This window comes from Pseudomonas sp. BE134 (assembly GCF_031456105.1).
GTDB lineage: Bacteria > Pseudomonadota > Gammaproteobacteria > Pseudomonadales > Pseudomonadaceae > Aquipseudomonas.
The window spans coordinates 60,947-77,503 of sequence record NZ_JAVDUA010000012.1 but is presented as its reverse complement, the minus strand read 5'-3'; the positions used below and the strand labels follow the sequence as shown (position 1 = coordinate 77,503).

The 16,557-nt window shown below is 59.4% G+C and carries 12 protein-coding genes and 1 pseudogene; 7 read left to right on the top strand and 6 right to left on the bottom strand.

Features of this window, described 5'->3' with window-relative positions:
* Nucleotides 1-114 precede the first annotated feature (114 nt).
* Complete coding sequence (locus tag J2Y56_RS12230; RefSeq protein WP_310350412.1) at nt 115-1,023, bottom strand: DMT family transporter; 909 nt, start codon at nt 1,021-1,023, stop codon at nt 115-117.
* Between the two features lie 343 nt (nt 1,024-1,366).
* On the opposite strand from J2Y56_RS12230, the gene aceK reads away from it, so the two are divergent.
* From aceK to J2Y56_RS12200, 6 genes are all read left to right on the top strand, one after another.
* Nucleotides 1,367-3,085 (top strand): bifunctional isocitrate dehydrogenase kinase/phosphatase, encoded by a 1,719-nt coding sequence (gene aceK / locus J2Y56_RS12225; RefSeq protein ID WP_310350410.1) that lies wholly within the window; start codon nt 1,367-1,369, stop codon nt 3,083-3,085.
* A gap of 162 nt (nt 3,086-3,247) precedes the next feature.
* Entirely contained in the window at nt 3,248-7,159 is a 3,912-nt protein-coding gene (gene hrpA, locus J2Y56_RS12220) for an ATP-dependent RNA helicase HrpA (RefSeq protein WP_310350407.1), read from the top strand.
* 328 nt (nt 7,160-7,487) lie between these two features.
* Nucleotides 7,488-8,609 (top strand): beta-ketoacyl-ACP synthase III, encoded by a 1,122-nt coding sequence (locus tag J2Y56_RS12215; protein WP_310350404.1) that lies wholly within the window; start codon nt 7,488-7,490, stop codon nt 8,607-8,609.
* A 150-nt stretch (nt 8,610-8,759) separates the two neighbouring features.
* Nucleotides 8,760-9,374, top strand: a complete 615-nt coding sequence (locus J2Y56_RS12210) for an RNA polymerase sigma factor (RefSeq protein WP_033049811.1) — start codon at nt 8,760-8,762, stop codon at nt 9,372-9,374.
* On the top strand, nt 9,368-9,604 hold the full coding sequence (locus J2Y56_RS12205; RefSeq protein ID WP_007949521.1) for an anti-sigma factor: 237 nt from the start codon (nt 9,368-9,370) through the stop codon (nt 9,602-9,604). The genes J2Y56_RS12210 and J2Y56_RS12205 overlap by 7 nt, the downstream gene beginning before the upstream one ends.
* Nucleotides 9,605-9,673: 69 nt before the next feature.
* Nucleotides 9,674-10,798: a GNAT family N-acetyltransferase gene (locus J2Y56_RS12200; RefSeq protein ID WP_310350402.1), complete on the top strand. Its 1,125-nt coding sequence runs from the start codon at nt 9,674-9,676 to the stop codon at nt 10,796-10,798.
* Nucleotides 10,799-10,813: 15 nt separating this feature from the next.
* Here J2Y56_RS12200 and aqpZ read toward each other — a convergent pair whose 3' ends face one another.
* The 5 genes and pseudogenes from aqpZ to J2Y56_RS12175 all read right to left on the bottom strand — a co-directional run bounded on the left by aqpZ (nt 10,814) and on the right by J2Y56_RS12175 (nt 15,991).
* Nucleotides 10,814-11,512, bottom strand: a complete 699-nt coding sequence (aqpZ, locus tag J2Y56_RS12195; RefSeq protein WP_310350400.1) for an aquaporin Z — start codon at nt 11,510-11,512, stop codon at nt 10,814-10,816.
* 256 nt (nt 11,513-11,768) lie between these two features.
* Nucleotides 11,769-13,601 (bottom strand): ABC transporter ATP-binding protein, encoded by a 1,833-nt coding sequence (locus J2Y56_RS12190; RefSeq protein WP_310336006.1) that lies wholly within the window; start codon nt 13,599-13,601, stop codon nt 11,769-11,771.
* Between the two features lie 85 nt (nt 13,602-13,686).
* Nucleotides 13,687-14,244, bottom strand: a complete 558-nt coding sequence (locus tag J2Y56_RS12185) for a peptidylprolyl isomerase (protein ID WP_310336005.1) — start codon at nt 14,242-14,244, stop codon at nt 13,687-13,689.
* 3 nt (nt 14,245-14,247) lie between these two features.
* A pseudogene (locus J2Y56_RS12180) lies at nt 14,248-15,053 on the bottom strand (alpha/beta fold hydrolase).
* A gap of 14 nt (nt 15,054-15,067) precedes the next feature.
* Nucleotides 15,068-15,991: a LysR family transcriptional regulator gene (locus J2Y56_RS12175; RefSeq protein ID WP_007946022.1), complete on the bottom strand. Its 924-nt coding sequence runs from the start codon at nt 15,989-15,991 to the stop codon at nt 15,068-15,070.
* A gap of 49 nt (nt 15,992-16,040) precedes the next feature.
* Between J2Y56_RS12175 and J2Y56_RS12170 the strand changes: the two genes are divergently transcribed.
* On the top strand, nt 16,041-16,355 hold the full coding sequence (locus tag J2Y56_RS12170) for a hypothetical protein (RefSeq protein ID WP_007946021.1): 315 nt from the start codon (nt 16,041-16,043) through the stop codon (nt 16,353-16,355).
* Nucleotides 16,356-16,557: the final 202 nt, after the last annotated feature.

Below are 16,557 nucleotides of genomic sequence, written 5' to 3'. Positions count from 1 at the left end.
GCTTGGACTAGCGCTTTCGCGAGCAAGCCCGCTCCCACATTCGATCGGTGTCACGACGAAGATCGAGTGTGGGAGCGGGCTTGCTCGCGAAGGCGGCATCAGCCTCACCACAAATTACTTGGCAGTCACCTCAGCCACTTTCACCACCGAAGGCTTCAACACCAACCACAACGCCGCCGCAATCAGCACCCCGCCATAGACATGCGCCATGGACAACGGCTCATCCAGCAACAACGCTCCCCACAACACCCCGAACGGCGGAATCAGGAAAGTCGTGGTCATTGACCTCACCGGCCCGATCGAGCTGAGCAGCCGGAAGTAAATGATGTACGCCAGCGCGGTACACACCAGCCCCAACCCAAGCAATGACAACCAGACATTCCAGCCACCCCAGCTCGCCGGCGGTTGACTGATCACGCTGTAGCCGAACAGCGGCAGCAGAAACAGCGTCGCCCCCAGCATGCTGCCCAGCGCAGACAAGCGGCTGTCGAGACCACCGGCCTGATCCAGCCAGCGGCGGGCGAGGAAACCGGCGAAGCCATAGCACGTCGTGGCAAGCAGGCAGGCGAGGGCGCCCATCAGCAGTTGCAGGTCGAACGCGACCGGGCCCGCGCGGGTCAGGACGCCAACACCCAACAATCCGAGGAACACCCCGCCGAGCTTGGCGGCGGTGAGTCGCTCATGAAAGAACAACCCGCCGATGAGCACACCCATCAGTGGCGTCGTTGCGTTGAAGATGGCCGAGTACCCGGCCGGCAGCACCTGGGCGGCCACCGAATAGAGCGTCGCCGGAATCCCGGAGTTGATCACCCCGAGCAGCATCACGGTCTTGAGTTTGCCTTTGAAATCCCAGCTGATGCGCAGCAGTCCGAGAATCACCAGCAGGCCGGCCGCAGCAATCGACACGCGGAAAAAAGCCGTGGGGATTGTGCCAATCACTGGGGCGATGATGCGCATGAACAGAAAGCTCGCACCCCAAATGGCCGCCAGCGACAGTAAACGGACGATATCAACGGGGCTCACGGTGTACTCCTTCCTTGATGGGGACGAGAGTGTTGCCGAGGGCCTGATCGATGGCAACCGAAAAACGGGCAAATAACCCTGATGCCGTTCAGTTAAGCCGAACTGCACTTAGTAGCAGCTGGCGAAGCCTGCGTTCGGCTGCGTAGCAGTCGTGAAATCAGCCGATGCGGTGTTTCAGGTAGACCGCAAACTCATGTTTTACGACTGTTACGCAGCCGAACGCAGGCTTCGCCAGCTGCTACGGTTCTCGTTACGGCAATAACCTGAGCGCAAAATTACGCTTCTCCTGCACCCGGTTCACTGGCTAAGCTCAGGGCTCACGAATTCCCGCAGAGGTCTCACCATGCCGCAGCAATGGCCAGCCGCCGATATCGCCCGAATGATCCTCGATGGCTTTGACGATTACCGCGAGCATTTCCGGCAGATCACCGACGGCGCCCGGGCGCGTTTCGAGCAAGCCCAGTGGCAGGAGACGCAAGTCGCGTCGGCTGCGCGGATCAATCTCTATGAAGAAAAAGTCAGCGAAACGGTGGAGCGGCTGCGTGTCGCTTTCGACAGCGACACGCTGGATGTCAGCTGCTGGCCGCTGGTCAAAAGTGCATACATCACGCTGATCGACCTGCGCTTCGATGATGAACTGTCCGAGACCTGGTACAACTCGATTTTCTGCGGTTTGTTCAGCCATGACCTGATCAGCGACGGCTGCATGTTCATCCACACCACCCGCCCGAGCCTGCGCCGGGCCCGCGCTGCACAAACCCGCACCTACAAACCTCAGGGCCAGTTGTCCGGCATGCTTGAGAGCATTTTTGCCGACTACCGCTTCAGCGAGGATTACGCCGATCTGGCCGGCGACTTGAGCCGCCTCGAAGCGCAACTGCGCGAGAACCTGCCGGACTGGGTGTGCAAAGACCCGGAGTTGAGCGTCGAACTGTTTTCCTCGGTGCTTTACCGCAATAAAGGGGCGTACCTGGTCGGGCGCATCTATACCCGGGACGAACAGTGGCCGCTGGTGATCCCGCTGCTGCACCGCGAAGGTCGCGGGATTCAGATCGATGCGCTGATTACCGATGAAGCGGACGTGTCGATCATCTTCTCGTTCACCCGTTCGTATTTCATGGTCGATGTGCCGGTGCCGGCGGAGTTCATCGGTTTCCTCAAGCGCATCCTGCCGGGCAAGCACATCGCCGAGCTGTACACCTCGATCGGTTTCTACAAGCACGGCAAGTCCGAGTTCTACCGGGCGCTGATTAATCACCTGGCCAACACCGACGACCAGTTCATCATGGCCCCCGGTGTGCGCGGCATGGTCATGAGCGTGTTTACCCTGCCGGGTTTCAACACCGTGTTCAAAATCATCAAGGACCGTTTCTCGCCGTCGAAAAACGTCGACCGCGCCACGGTGATCGAGAAATACCGTCTGGTAAAAAGCGTCGACCGTGTGGGGCGCATGGCTGACACCCAGGAATTCGCCGATTTCCGTTTCCCGTTAAGCAAATTCGACCCGGCGTGCCTGGAAGAATTGCTTGAAGTGGCCGCGTCAACGGTGTCGGTGGAAGGCGACACCGTGCTGATACGTCACTGCTGGACCGAACGGCGGATGACGCCGCTGAACCTGTACCTGGAAAACGCCAACGACGCGCAGGTGCACGAGGCATTGGAAGATTACGGCCTGGCGATCAAGCAATTGGCGGCGGCAAATATCTTTCCCGGCGACATGCTGCTGAAAAACTTCGGCGTCACCCGCCACGGACGCGTGGTGTTTTATGACTATGACGAGATTTGCTTCCTGACCGAGGCCAACTTCCGCCACATCCCGCAACCGCGCACGCCGGAAGACGAGATGGCGTCCGAGCCCTGGTATTCGATCGGGCCGCTGGATGTGTTTCCCGAGGAGTTTCCCCCGTTTTTATTTGCCGACTCCGGCCAGCGCAAGTTGTTTGATCAACTGCATGGTGAGTTGTACAACGCCGATTACTGGAAGAGCCTGCAGGAAGCGATTCGGGCGGGCAAAGTGATCGACGTATTCCCGTATCGCCGCAAGGGCCTGGATAACGAGTAGTCGGCTCGCATGCCCCGTAGCAGCTGTCGAGCCCCAGCGAGGCTGCGTTGGCCTCGACGCAGCCTCGCTGGGGCTCGACAGCTGCTACAAGGGATCTCGTTTGTCCTTTAAATCTGCGACAATCGCCCCCCTGCGCCACTAGACGACTGAATTGCGTACCCGATGACCGACGAATCGCCCTCCATCGACAAACTGCTGAAAAACCTCGATCACGCCATGCTCGCCGACCGCCACCGGCTGCGGCGGCAGTTGCTTGAGCTGCGCAAGAAACCTGACGAGGCCAAGCTGGCCCTGTGGGTGGCGCGGATGCAGGCGTCCTGTGATCAGGTCTTGGCGCGGCGTGCCAGCCTGCCGGTAATTCGTTACGACGACAGTTTGCCGATTGCCGCCAAGCGCGACGAAATCAAAGAAGCGCTGCTCAAGCATCAGGTGCTGATCATCGCCGGCGAAACCGGTTCGGGTAAAACCACCCAGTTGCCGAAGATCTGCCTGGAAATCGGTCGCGGCCAGCATGGTCTGATCGGCCATACCCAGCCCCGTCGAATCGCCGCCCGTAGCGTGGCCAGCCGGGTTGCCGAAGAACTGGCGACGCCGTTGGGCGCGCTGGTCGGTTATCAGGTGCGGTTTGAGGATCAGAGCGACTCCAACACCCTGATCAAACTGATGACCGACGGCATCCTGCTGGCGGAAACCCAGAACGATCGCTACCTCGAACGCTACGACACGATCATCGTCGACGAAGCCCACGAACGCAGCCTGAACATCGACTTTCTGCTCGGTTACCTGAAAACCCTGCTGCCGCGTCGCCCGGATCTGAAAGTCATCATCACCTCGGCAACCATCGACCTGGAGCGCTTCTCCAAACATTTCGATGACGCGCCGATTGTCGAAGTCTCCGGCCGCACCTTCCCGGTGGAAACCTGGTATCGCCCGCTGACCCTGGAGCAGGACGAGGAGGGCAACCGCGTCGAGGATGACTTGACCGTGGACCAGGCGATCCTCGCCACCCTAGACGAAATCGCCGCCTTCGAGCGCAGCGAGCGCAAGAGTCCTGGCGATGTGCTGGTGTTCTTGCCCGGCGAGCGCGAGATTCGTGACGCGGCCGAGATGCTGCGCAAGGCTCAGCTCAAGCACACCGAAATCCTGCCGTTGTACGCGCGCCTGTCGCCGGCCGAGCAGCAGCGGATTTTCCAGTCGCACCCAGGCCGTCGTGTGGTCCTGGCGACCAACGTCGCGGAAACCTCGCTGACCGTGCCGGGCATCCGTTACGTGATCGACAGCGGCACCGCGCGCATCAGTCGGTACAGCTACCGCGCCAAGGTTCAGCGCTTACCTGTCGAAGCGATTTCCCAGGCCAGCGCCAACCAGCGTAAAGGTCGTTGCGGGCGGGTTGAGCCGGGTATCTGCATCCGCCTGTACGGTGAAGACGATTTCAATGGCCGTCCGGAATTTACCGATCCGGAGATTTTGCGAACCAACCTCGCCGCCGTTATTTTGCAGATGCTGCACCTGCGCCTCGGCGAGATTACCGACTTCCCGTTTATCGAACCGCCGGACGGCAAAGCCATCAGCGACGGTTTCAACCTTCTGCAAGAACTCTCAGCGGTGGACCGCAACAGCCAACTGACGCCGCTGGGGCGAAATCTGGCGCGATTGCCGGTGGACCCGCGCATGGGTCGCATGCTGCTGGAAGCGGCGAAACTGGGCAGCTTGCAGGAAGTGCTGATCGTCGCCAGCGCCATGTCGATTCAAGACCCGCGTGAACGTCCGCCGGAGCGTCAGCAAGCGGCGGATCAGGCCCACGCACAATGGAAAGACGTGGACTCGGACTTCGCCGGTCTGGTCAATCTGTGGCGCGGTTTTGAAGAACAGCGCCTGGCACTGACGGCAAGCCCGTTGCGCAACTGGTGCCGCAAGAACTTCCTGAATTACCTGCGACTGCGCGAATGGCGCGACTCGCACCGTCAGTTGAGCCTGATCTGCCGCGACATGCAGTTGAGCATCAACAAAGAGCCGGCGGATTACCCGAAACTGCACAAAGCCGTGCTCTCGGGCCTGCTCAGCCAGATCGGCCAGAAGACCGATGAAGGTGATTACCTGGGCGCCCGTCAGCGGCGTTTCTGGATTCACCCGTCCTCCGGGCTGGGTAAAAAACGCCCGCAATGGCTGATGACCGCTGAACTGGTGGAAACCACCAAGCTTTACGCGCGCATGGTCGCCAAGATCGACGCCGACTGGATCGAACCGCTGGCCGGGCACCTGATCAAGAAAAACCACTTCGAACCGCACTGGGAGAAGAAGCGCGGTCAGGTCGTGGCCTTCGAGCAGATCACCTTGTTCGGGCTGATCGTGGTCGGCCGTCGGCCGGTGCATTACGGGCCGATTGACCCGGTGGTGTCCCGAGAGTTTTTCATTCGTGAAGGCCTGGTGCGCGGCGAGATCCAATCCAGGGCCAAATGCCTGACGGCCAACGCGCAACTTCTGGAGCAACTCGACGAACTGGAAGCCAAGGCCCGTCGCCGCGATATTCTGGCCGACGAAGAAACCCTGTTTGCCTTTTACGATGCGCGATTACCGGCGGAGATCCACCAAACCGCGACTTTCGACAGCTGGTACCGGGTCAACAGCCAGAAAGATCCACAGCTGCTGATCATGCGCGAAGAAGACGTGCTGGCCCGCGAGGCCAGCGAAGTCACCGCGCTGCATTACCCGGACACCTTGCACATCGGCGATCTGGAGCTGGCGCTGAGTTACCACTTCGAGCCCAACCATCCGCGCGACGGCGTGACCCTGCGCGTGCCGGCACCGTTGCTGCCGATGCTGCCACCGGAACGTCTGGAATGGCTGGTGCCGGGTGTGATCGAAGCCAAATGCATCGCGCTGGTGCGCAACTTGCCCAAGGCCCTGCGCAAGAATTTTGTGCCAGTGCCGGACTTCGTCAAAGCCGCATTGCAGCGCATGACCTTCGCCGAAGGTTCGTTGCCACTGGCGCTGGGCCGCGAGTTGTTGCGCATGACCGGAGCGCGGGTCAGTGATGAGGCGTGGGCCGAAGCGTCGCAGCAGGTCGACAGCCATTTGCGCATGAACCTGGAAATCGTCGACGGCCAGGGCAAATTCCTTGGCGAAGGGCGTGATCTGGCGGAACTGACCGCACGGTTTGCCGAAGCGAGTCAGGCCGCGTTGGCGGTGCCGCAAACCGCGAAAAGCCAGCAGCCGGTGGAAGCCAAAGTCTTTGCCGCTGTCGCCGAGAAAACCCAGCAGAAGATCGCCGGGCTGTCGATGACGGTTTATCCGGCGCTAGTGGAAGAGGGCGGCACGGTCAAGGAAGGGCGTTTCTCGACCCCGGCCGAAGCCGAATTCCAGCATCGTCGGGCCTTGCAGCGTTTGCTGATGCAGCAACTGGCCGAACCGGCGAAGTTCCTGCGCAGCAAATTGCCGGGTCTGACCGAACTGGGCCTGATGTACCGCGACATGGGGCGCATCGACAGTCTGGTGGAAGACATTCTGCTGGCCAGTCTCGACAGCTGCATTCTCGAGGGTGAAGACCCGTTGCCGCGTGATGGCGCCGGGTTGGCGGCGTTGGCCGAACGCAAACGCGGCGGCTGGACTGAACACGCCGAGCGTCTGGCGAAGCTGACGCTGGAAATCCTCAAGCTCTGGCACGGCCTGCAAAAACGCTTCAAGGGCAAGATCGACCTGGCGCAAGCCGTGGCCTTGAACGACATCAAGCAGCAGCTCAGTCACTTGGTGTATCCCGGTTTTGTCCGCGAAACGCCGATGGTGTGGCTCAAGGAATTGCCGCGTTACCTGAAAGCGGTCGAGCAGCGCTTTGAAAAAATCGCAGCTCAAGTGCAGCGCGATCGGGTGTGGAGCGGTGAATTGTCCGGTCTCTGGACTCAATACCAGACCCGCGCCAGCAAACACGCCCAGGAAGGCAAACGCGATCCGCAGCTGGAGCTCTATCGCTGGTGGCTGGAGGAATACCGGGTTTCGCTGTTCGCCCAGCAATTGGGAACCAAGGTGCCGATCTCCGACAAGCGCCTGAATAAACAGTGGACCCAGGTCGAACCCTAGAACCGGGGCTTGCCCAATACCCTGTGGGAGCGAGCCTGCTCGCGATTGCGGTACATCAGTCACATTATTATTAACTGATACACCGAAATCGCGAGCAGGCTCACTCCCACATCAGGTACGCCGTTGCTCTCGCAAATGGCGCCAAAACCCAATGTTTATGGCAAACTTCGCGCCTATAAACGCCGGTCCCGCGGTTTTGAGCCCTTCAAGGTTCAGGCGGATCGGAATAAAGCGATGCCTGGTTGGCTTCCCATGACGGGAACAGACCCCTTGTGTGTTGGTACGTCGGTGCCAATGCTTTCTGCCTGAACAGATTAGAGAAACAACCATGTATAACGTCGTCATCAGCGGCACCGGCCTGTACACCCCGGCCAACAGCATCTCCAACGAAGAGCTGGTGCAGTCTTTCAACGCTTACGTTGCGCAATTCAACGCCGACAACGCCGAGGCCATCGCCCGTGGCGAAGTCGAAGCGTTGACCGAGTCCAACGCGGCGTTCATCGAGAAAGCCTCCGGCATCAAAAGCCGATTTGTCATGGACAAGGACGGCATTCTCGACCCGCAACGCATGGCGCCACGCCTGCCGGAGCGTTCAAACGACGAATGGTCGGTACTTTGCCAAATGGCCATCGGCGCCGCCGAACAAGCCTTGCAGCGTGCCGGCAAGACTGCCGCGGACATTGACGGCGTGATCGTCGCCTGCTCCAACCTGCAACGCGCCTACCCGGCCATCGCCATCGAAGTCCAGGAAGCGCTGGGCATCCAGGGTTTCGGTTTCGACATGAACGTTGCGTGCTCCTCGGCAACCTTCGGCATTCAGGCGGCCGCCAACAGCGTGCAACTGGGCCAGGCCCGGGCCATCCTGATGGTCAACCCGGAAGTCTGCACCGGTCACCTGAACTTTCGCGACCGCGACAGTCACTTCATCTTCGGTGACGCTGCCACCGCAGTGATCATCGAGCGTGCGGACCTGGCGACGTCCAAGTACCAGTTCGATATCGTCAGCACCAAGCTGCTGACCAAGTTCTCCAACAACATCCGCAACAACTTTGGCTTCCTCAACCGCGCGGCGGAAGAGGGCATCGGTGCCAAGGACAAACTGTTCGTGCAAGAAGGCCGCAAGGTATTCCGCGACGTGTGCCCGATGGTCGCCGAGCTGATCGCGACGCACCTGGAAGAAAACTCGCTGAACATCAGCGACGTGAAGCGCTTCTGGCTGCACCAGGCCAACCTCAGCATGAATCACCTGATCGTCAAGAAACTGCTGGGTCGTGAGGCCACCGAAGAAGAAGCCCCGGTGATTCTCGACACCTACGCCAACACCAGCTCTGCCGGCTCGGTGATTGCGTTTCACAAGAACCAGGATGATCTGGCCGCCGGTTCGCTGGCCGTGCTCAGTTCGTTTGGCGCCGGTTATTCGATTGGTAGTGTGATTCTGCGCAAGCGTTGAGCCAAACCTTGTAATCCCTTTCTGTTTGATTGTGAGGATGTTTCCTACATTCGAAACCGTCAGGACACTGTAACTTCCGGGCGACGGCAGGACTAAGCTGTAGGCGAAGTCTTGCCGTCGTCATTTCGGAAGTCAGAACAAGGGGATTGATTGATGGCGGCTGACGATGCGCAACTGCTTGAGCGATTACTGGCCGGTGAACAAAAGGCTTTCAAAGAGTTAGTCAGTACCTATCAGAGTGCCATGCGGGCCGTGGCGTATGCGATTGTGGGGAGCCGGCATGCCGACGAAATCGTCCAGGATGCGTGGTTATCGGTCGTGCGCAATCTGAGCAAATTCGAGGCGCGTTCGAGCCTCAAGACCTGGTTGCTGACCATTACGGCCAATGCGGCAAAAGGTCGATACAAACAAAACCGACGCGAAGTGTTCCTCGATGACCTGCCGTCACCCCATGGCACAATTGACGATGACCGTTTTTCTCCAGGTGACGGTCACTGGCGGGTGGCTCCCTTTGTATGGCACCAGGACACGCCGGAAGCGCTGCTGACCGAACGCGAGTTGCGTGAATGCCTGGATCACACGCTGCTGAGCCTGTCAGAGCTGCAAAGAAGTGTATTGTTACTTCGTGAGCGTCAGGGGCTGGAGTTGGAAGAAATCTGTAATCTTCTGGACATCTCGCTCTCCAATGTTCGCGTGCTGTTGCACAGGGCGCGGTTGAAGGTTTTTGCGGCCGTAGAACATTTTGAGGAAACCGGGGAATGTTGACCTGCAAGGAACAAGTGGCGCGTTCCAGCGATTATCTCGATGGCGATCTGAGTTTTCGTGAGCGGCTGATGGTGCGTCATCACCTGATGTTCTGCCCCAGTTGCCGGCGGTTCATTCGACAGATGCGGCTGATGCAGGCGACATTGCGCGCCATGCCCGAAGAGCCATTGCCGGAGGTCGATGCGCTGGCTGAACGTCTCGCTGCGGAACGCCGCAAGGACATGCCGTAGAGAGGATTCATTGCGCAGGTCAAGAAACAGGCTCGCAGGTCTTTCAAGCAAGAAGTGGAGAGGAAGTTGATGCCGCTGCAACGTTTGGAAAATCTGTCCGAAATAGCACCGCACATCTGGGATGCACTCGTACCCGAGCATCAGCCATTTCTGCGCCATGCCTTCCTCAGTGCCCTGGAAGACAGTGGCAGCATCGGCCCGCATTCCGGCTGGCAACCCGAGCATTTGTTGCACATCGAAGGGGATCGGCTGATCGCCGCGCTGCCCAGTTACCGCAAGTGGCATTCCTATGGTGAATACGTGTTCGATCATGCCTGGGCGGATGCCTGTGAGCGGGCCGGTATCGACTATTACCCCAAATTATTGACCGCCGTGCCCTTCAGTCCTGTCAGCGGGCCACGCTTGCTGGCGGCCAGCGTCGAGGACGGTTTCGAGTTACTCAAGAGCCTGCCGGGCTATCTTGAGATAGAAGACCTCTCCAGCGCACACATCAACTTCACTGACCCGTTCACTGACGCCGCACTGGCCGAACAGCCCGGCTGGTTGCAGCGAATTGGCTGTCAGTATCACTGGCAGAATCGCGGCTATCGGGATTTTCAGGATTTCCTCGACGTGCTGAGTTCACGTAAACGCAAGCAGATGCGCAAAGAGCGTGAGCAAGTCGCGGGGCAGGGCATTGATTTCGAATGGCTTGAAGGTCGGCAGCTGGATCAGGCGCAGTGGGATTTCATTTATGCGTGCTATGCCAATACTTACGCGGTACGTCGGCAAAGGCCTTACCTGACACGCGAATTCTTCAGCCTGTTGGCCGAGCGCATGCCGGAGTCGATTCGTGTGGTGCTGGCCAAACAGGGCTCACGGCCGGTGGCCATGGCCTTCAGTCTGGTGGGGGGCGACAGTTTCTACGGGCGTTACTGGGGTTGTCTGGCGGAGTTTGATCGACTGCACTTTGAGACGTGTTTCTATCAGGGCATGGATTATGCGATTGCCAATGGCTTTCAACGTTTCGACGCCGGTGCCCAAGGCGAGCACAAATTGATTCGCGGGTTTGAACCGGTGATCACCCATTCCTGGCATTACCTGCGCCACGCGGGTCTGAAAGCGGCGGTCAAAGACTTCCTGCAGCAAGAGCGCGTTGGGGTGCTGGCGTATGCAGAAGAGGCGAGGACCGCCTTGCCTTACCGGCAAGACTGATCCTCGTCCGAGGCCTTAAGTGTCTTCTTTGCCCAGCCAGCGATAGGTGATGCCGCCGATCACCGCACCCAGCAGCGGCGCGACCCAGAACATCCACAGCTGTTGAATGGCCCAGCCACCGACGATCAATGCCGGGCCGGTGCTGCGCGCCGGGTTGACCGAGGTATTGGTGACCGGGATCGAGATCAGGTGGATCAGGGTCAGCCCCAGGCCGATGGCGATGGGGGCAAGTCCTGCCGGAGCGCGCTTGTCGGTGGCGCCGAGAATGATCAGGATGAACATCGCTGTCATCACCAGTTCACAGACAAACCCTGACACCATGGAATAGCTGCCGGGGGAGTGTTCGCCATAGCCGTTGGAGGCCAGGCCGCCGGCCAGGTCGAAGCCGGCCTTACCGCTGGCAATGAAATACAGCAACGCGGCTGCAATCACCCCGCCAATCACTTGCGCGATGATGTAAGCCGGCAGCTCCTTGGCGGGAAACCGTCCGCCGACCACCAGCCCCAGTGACACCGCCGGGTTGAGGTGACAACCGGAAATATGGCCGATAGCGAACGCCATGGTCAGCACCGTCAACCCAAACGCCAGGGACACCCCCAGTAAACCGATGCCTACATCCGGGAAGGCAGCGGCCAGCACTGCACTGCCGCACCCCCCCAACACCAGCCAGAACGTACCTACCAACTCTGTCGCTGAACGTTTGAATAGAGACATGAGAGCGTGTCCTTTCGAAGTTTTAATGCCTTTCGCCTCCAGCAGATGGACTGCAGAACCATCTCCAGAACCTTGGCTGAGTACAGCAGGGTTTTTACAGAATTCCAGCCGACGGGTAAGGCAGATCGTTCCCACGCTCTGCGTGGGAATGCCTCAATAGACGCTCTGCGTCCGCTTTTGGGACGCAGAGCGTCCCGGGCTGCATTCCCACGCAGAGCGTGGGAACGATCAGACAGGGGATAGGGGGGATTTTGAATTAATCGATCCCGACAAAACCCCCGGTCTGGTGCTGCCACAACCGTGCATACAACCCGCCATGGGCCAGTAGTTCGGCGTGGGTGCCGGTTTCGGCGATCCTGCCGTTTTCCAGCACCACCAGGCGGTCCATCCGGGCAATGGTCGAGAGACGGTGGGCGATGGCGATCACGGTTTTGCCTTGCATCAGGGTTTCCAGGCTTTCCTGGATGGCCGCTTCCACTTCCGAATCGAGGGCGGACGTCGCCTCGTCCATGATCAAAATCGGCGCATCCTTGAGCAGCACGCGGGCAATCGCTATCCGCTGACGCTGACCGCCAGACAGTTTCACCCCGCGCTCACCCACGTGCGCATCGAATCCCGTGCGGCCTTCTGCATCCGAGAGCAGCGGGATGAACTCGTCGGCGCGGGCCTTGTGCACCGCTTCCCAGAGTTCGGCATCAGTGGCATCGGGTTTGCCATACAGCAAATTGTCGCGGATCGAGCGGTGCAGCAGCGAGGTGTCCTGAGTGATCATGCCGATACGCTCGCGCAGGCTTTCCTGACCGACTTCGGCAATGTTCTGACCGTCGATGAGGATTTGCCCTCCCTCCACGTCATACAAGCGCAACAGCAGGTTGACCAAGGTTGATTTGCCGGCGCCGGAGGGACCGATCAGGCCGATTTTTTCACCGGCCTTGATGCTCAGGTTGAGGTCGCCAATGATCCCGCTCTTCTTGCCGTAGTGGAAATCGACGTGCTCGAAACGCACTTCGCCCCGGGCGACGGCCAGTGGTTTGGCCTCGTCCTGATCCATCACGCTGACCGGTTGAGAAATGGTCTGCAAGCCGTCCTGAACCATGCCGATGTTTTCGAAGATGCCGGTGACCACCCACATGATCCAGCCGGACATGTTGACGATGCGGATCACCAGGCCCGTGGCCAGGGCAATCGCCCCCACGGAGATCAGCGACTGCGTCCACAGCCACAGCGCCAGGCCGGTGGTGGTGACAATCAGCAAGCCGTTCATGCTGGTGATGACCACGTCCATGCTGGTGACCACCCGGCCAGCCAGTTGCGCCTTCACCGTCTGTTCTTCAATGGCTTCCTTGGCGTATTGCTGTTCGAAATTGGTATGGGCGAACAGTTTCAGCGTGGTGATGTTGGTGTAGCCGTCGACGATCCGTCCCATCAGTTTGGAACGCGCATCGGAAGACACCACCGAACGCTCTTTGACCCGTGGCACGAAGTAATAAAGCGCACCCATGTACGCAGCGATCCAGCTCAGCAGCGGGATCATCAGGCGCCAGTCGGCTTCGGCAAACAACACCAGCGAACTGATCGCGTAGATCAGCACGTGCCACAGCGCGTCCACCGCTTGCACCGCAGAATCGCGCAATGAGTTGCCGGTTTGCATGATGCGCTGGGCGATGCGCCCGGCGAAGTCGTTCTGGAAGAAATTGAGGCTCTGTTTGAGCACGTAGCTGTGGTTCTGCCAGCGGATCATGCTGGTCATGCTGGGGCTCAGGGTCTGGTGCACCAGAAGGTCATGCAGGCCGACGAACACCGGGCGCAGGATCAACGCCACCACCGCCATCCAGGCCAGTTCGATGCCGTGCTCCTTGAAGAAATTGACGTTCGGCGTGCCCTGGGCCAGGTCGATGATGCGGCTCAGGTAACTGAACAGTGCGACTTCGATCAACGCGCCAAACAGGCCGACGATCAGCAGGGCGGCGAAACTCGGCCAGACCTGCTTCAGGTAATAGGTATAGAAAGGGAAAACCCGATCAGGGGGCGCAGCCGTTGGTGCATCGCGGAATACGTCGATCAGTTTTTCAAAACGGCGATAAAGCATCAGTTCTCCGCCCGCGCACGGGCTCTCCATTGAACAGTGTGAGCGGCCCCGCAGGCCGGTAGCCGCTCAAGACTTCCTGTGAAGCTTAGTCGATGACTTTGGCCGACTTGATGTACACAGGATCGGCGGGCACGTCGCTCATGCCGTTGCGCTTAGTGGTTGGCGAGTTGACGATGACATCCACCACGTCCATGCCTTTCACGACTTTGCCGAACACGGCGTAACCATCACCTTGGTCGAGGAAGTCGTTGTCCTTGACGTTGACGAAGAACTGGCTGGTGGCCGAATCCGGATCGGAGGTACGGGCCATGGACAGCGTGCCACGGACGTTATGCAGACCGTTTTTGGATTCGTTCTTGATTGGTGCTTCAGTCGGCTTTTGCTGCATTTGCTGAGTGAAACCGCCGCCCTGGATCATGAAGCCCGGGATGACGCGGTGGAAAATGGTGTTGTTGTAAAAGCCACTGTTTACGTACTTGAGGAAGTTTTTGGTGCTCTCCGGCGCCTTGACCGGGTCCAGTTCGATTTCAATCTGGCCGTTGGTAGTGTCCAGCAATACGTGTGGTGCCTTGGCGGGCGTTGCAGCCATCAGGTTGGCAGCAAACAGTACGGTGCCGGCGACGAGGGCGATTTTTTTCAGCATGGGTCAGTGATCCTGAGTGGGGTGGTGTCGACTGCGGTGAGAAACTCGAGCAGTGTTTGGTTGAAGCGTTCGGGTTGGTCCAGCGGGGTGGCGTGACGCGAATCGGCAATCACCACCAGCCGTGCATCGGGCAGCAGTTTTACATAGGCCTCTTTCAGCGCGACGGGTGTGTAATCACGGTCGGCGCTGACGATGAGGGTTGGACAGGCGACCTTCGAAAGTCGTTCCTGAACCCCCCAGCCAACGATGGCATCGAAGCTGGCGAGATAAGCATGTTTGTCGTTTTTTGCCCAGCGCTCGGCCATCTTTTGACGCAAATCTGCCTGTTCCGGATTCGGGAACAACTTGCCACCGAGGGCCTTGCCAATGGTGCCCAGGCTGAGGGCGCGCATCAGGCTCCAGCGTTTTAACCACTGCCAGTAATCGTCGCGACTGCGCAATTTGACCTGTGGCGCGCTGTTGACGATGGTCAGGCTTTTCAGCAATTGCGGTTGATCCACGGCCAATTGAAAGCCGATCATGCCGCCCATCGAAAGCCCCACGTAGTGCACCGGGCCGAGGTTCAAATGCTCGATCAGTGCGACGACGTCGGCGCTGAAGCCGGCGATGCTGTAGCGCTCGCGAGGTTTGTCGGAACGACCGTGGCCACGTACATCCGGGACGATCACCCGGTAGTGCGCGGACAGTGCCGGGATCTGCATTTCCCAGTCCAGCGTGCTGGACCCTAAACCGTGGACCAGTAGCAACGGCGTACCATGGCCGTATTCCTCGTAGTGCAGATTGCAGCCTTCATGTTCGAAATAGGCCATGCATTCACTCCTTGTCAGGCTTGTTCAGGGGCGGCGAAAGGCGCGTCCAGCGGTGCGGTGTCGAAGGTGCGCAGCAGTTCAATGAGAATCTGCGTCGCAGGTCCCAGGGGTTTGTCCTTATTTGAATACAGGTAAAAACTCGGGTTACGACTGCCGCCCTGATCCAACGGTAGCAGCTTGAGCGTACCTTCCATGAGTTCCCGTTCAATCATGTGCCGGGGCAGCCAGGCGAAACCCAGGCCGCTGCTGACAAATGTCGCGGCGGTGGCCAGGCTGCCGACGGTCCAGCGCTGTTCGGCCCCAAGCCAGCCGACATCACGCGGCTGCTGGCGCCCGGAGTCACGGATCACCACTTGCATCTGGCTTTCCAGGTCCTGGAAATTCAACTCACGGTTGAGGCGGTGCAGCGCATGCTCGGGGTGGGCGACTGCGACGAATTCGACATCGCTCAATTCCGCCCCCAAATAACCTGGAATGCTGAACCCGGTGATCGCCAGGTCTGCCACGCCTTCGAGCAGGACTTCTTCTACCCCCGACAGCACCTCTTCGCGCAAACGAACCCGGCAGCCGCGGCTTTGCGGCATGAACGCGGTCAAGGCACGGACGAGGCGGGCGCTAGGGTATGCCGCGTCGACCACCAGCCGCACTTCGGCTTCCCAACCCTGTTCCATGTGATGGGCCAGGTCTTCCAGCTGACTGGCCTGTTTCACCAGTTGCCGCGAACGACGCAGCAACACGCCACCGGCTTCGGTCAACACGGCTTTGCGCCCGTCGATGCGCAACAGCGGCACACCGAGTTGGTCCTGCATGCGTGCCACGGTGTAGCTCACCGACGATTGCGAGCGATGCAGCGCTTCGGCGGCCTGGGCGAAACCACCGTGGTCGACCACGGCCTGCAACGTTCGCCATTGATCAAGGGTCACGCGGGGCGCTTTCATGAATGGCTCCTCTTGTCCTAAGCTGGCAGCCCTTTATGGAGACTGCTGGATGAAAAAACTTTTTTGTGTGCTGCTGGCGGTGCTGCCGCTGACGGCGTTTGCGTATCCGATTGATGTGCAGAAAAAACTCAATGGCTTGAAGATCGACTACACCACCTATGACACGGATAACGACATGGGCTCCATCCGGGTGGCGAACTACGGCGACGTTGATGCGACCTGCAAAGCGGTTTTCAGCAACGGCCCGGAAGCACCGCGTACTCGCAAGATCGATGTGCCGGCGGGAAAACACAAAGATGCCACCGCCAAGTTCACCCGCGGCATTATCAAGTTGCGTATCGAGCTAACGTGCACGCCCAAATGACTTCAGCACCTGTGGGAGCGGGCTTGCCCTAATGCCGATCAGTTAAGCCATAACTTTGTCCGTAGCAGCTGGCGAAGCCTGCGTTCGGCTGCGCAGCAGTCGTAAAACCTGTGTTGGCGGTCTTTCTGAAACACAGCATCGCCTGATTTAACGACTGCTGCGCAGCCGAACGCAGGCTTCGCCAGCTGCTACGGGTCGTGTG

Bases quoted from the DNA above. Each gene is read 5' to 3' on its own strand.
- J2Y56_RS12185 (WP_310336005.1), bottom strand. From the start codon at position 14,244: ATGCTGAAAAAAATCGCCCTCGTCGCCGGCACCGTACTGTTTGCTGCC.
- J2Y56_RS12200 (WP_310350402.1), top strand. From the start codon at position 9,674: ATGCCGCTGCAACGTTTGGAAAATCTGTCCGAAATAGCACCGCACATC.
- aceK (WP_310350410.1), top strand. From the start codon at position 1,367: ATGCCGCAGCAATGGCCAGCCGCCGATATCGCCCGAATGATCCTCGAT.
- hrpA (WP_310350407.1), top strand. From the start codon at position 3,248: ATGACCGACGAATCGCCCTCCATCGACAAACTGCTGAAAAACCTCGAT.
- aqpZ (WP_310350400.1), bottom strand. From the start codon at position 11,512: ATGTCTCTATTCAAACGTTCAGCGACAGAGTTGGTAGGTACGTTCTGG.
- J2Y56_RS12175 (WP_007946022.1), bottom strand. From the start codon at position 15,991: ATGAAAGCGCCCCGCGTGACCCTTGATCAATGGCGAACGTTGCAGGCC.
- J2Y56_RS12170 (WP_007946021.1), top strand. From the start codon at position 16,041: ATGAAAAAACTTTTTTGTGTGCTGCTGGCGGTGCTGCCGCTGACGGCG.
- J2Y56_RS12205 (WP_007949521.1), top strand. From the start codon at position 9,368: ATGTTGACCTGCAAGGAACAAGTGGCGCGTTCCAGCGATTATCTCGAT.
- J2Y56_RS12215 (WP_310350404.1), top strand. From the start codon at position 7,488: ATGTATAACGTCGTCATCAGCGGCACCGGCCTGTACACCCCGGCCAAC.
- J2Y56_RS12190 (WP_310336006.1), bottom strand. From the start codon at position 13,601: ATGCTTTATCGCCGTTTTGAAAAACTGATCGACGTATTCCGCGATGCA.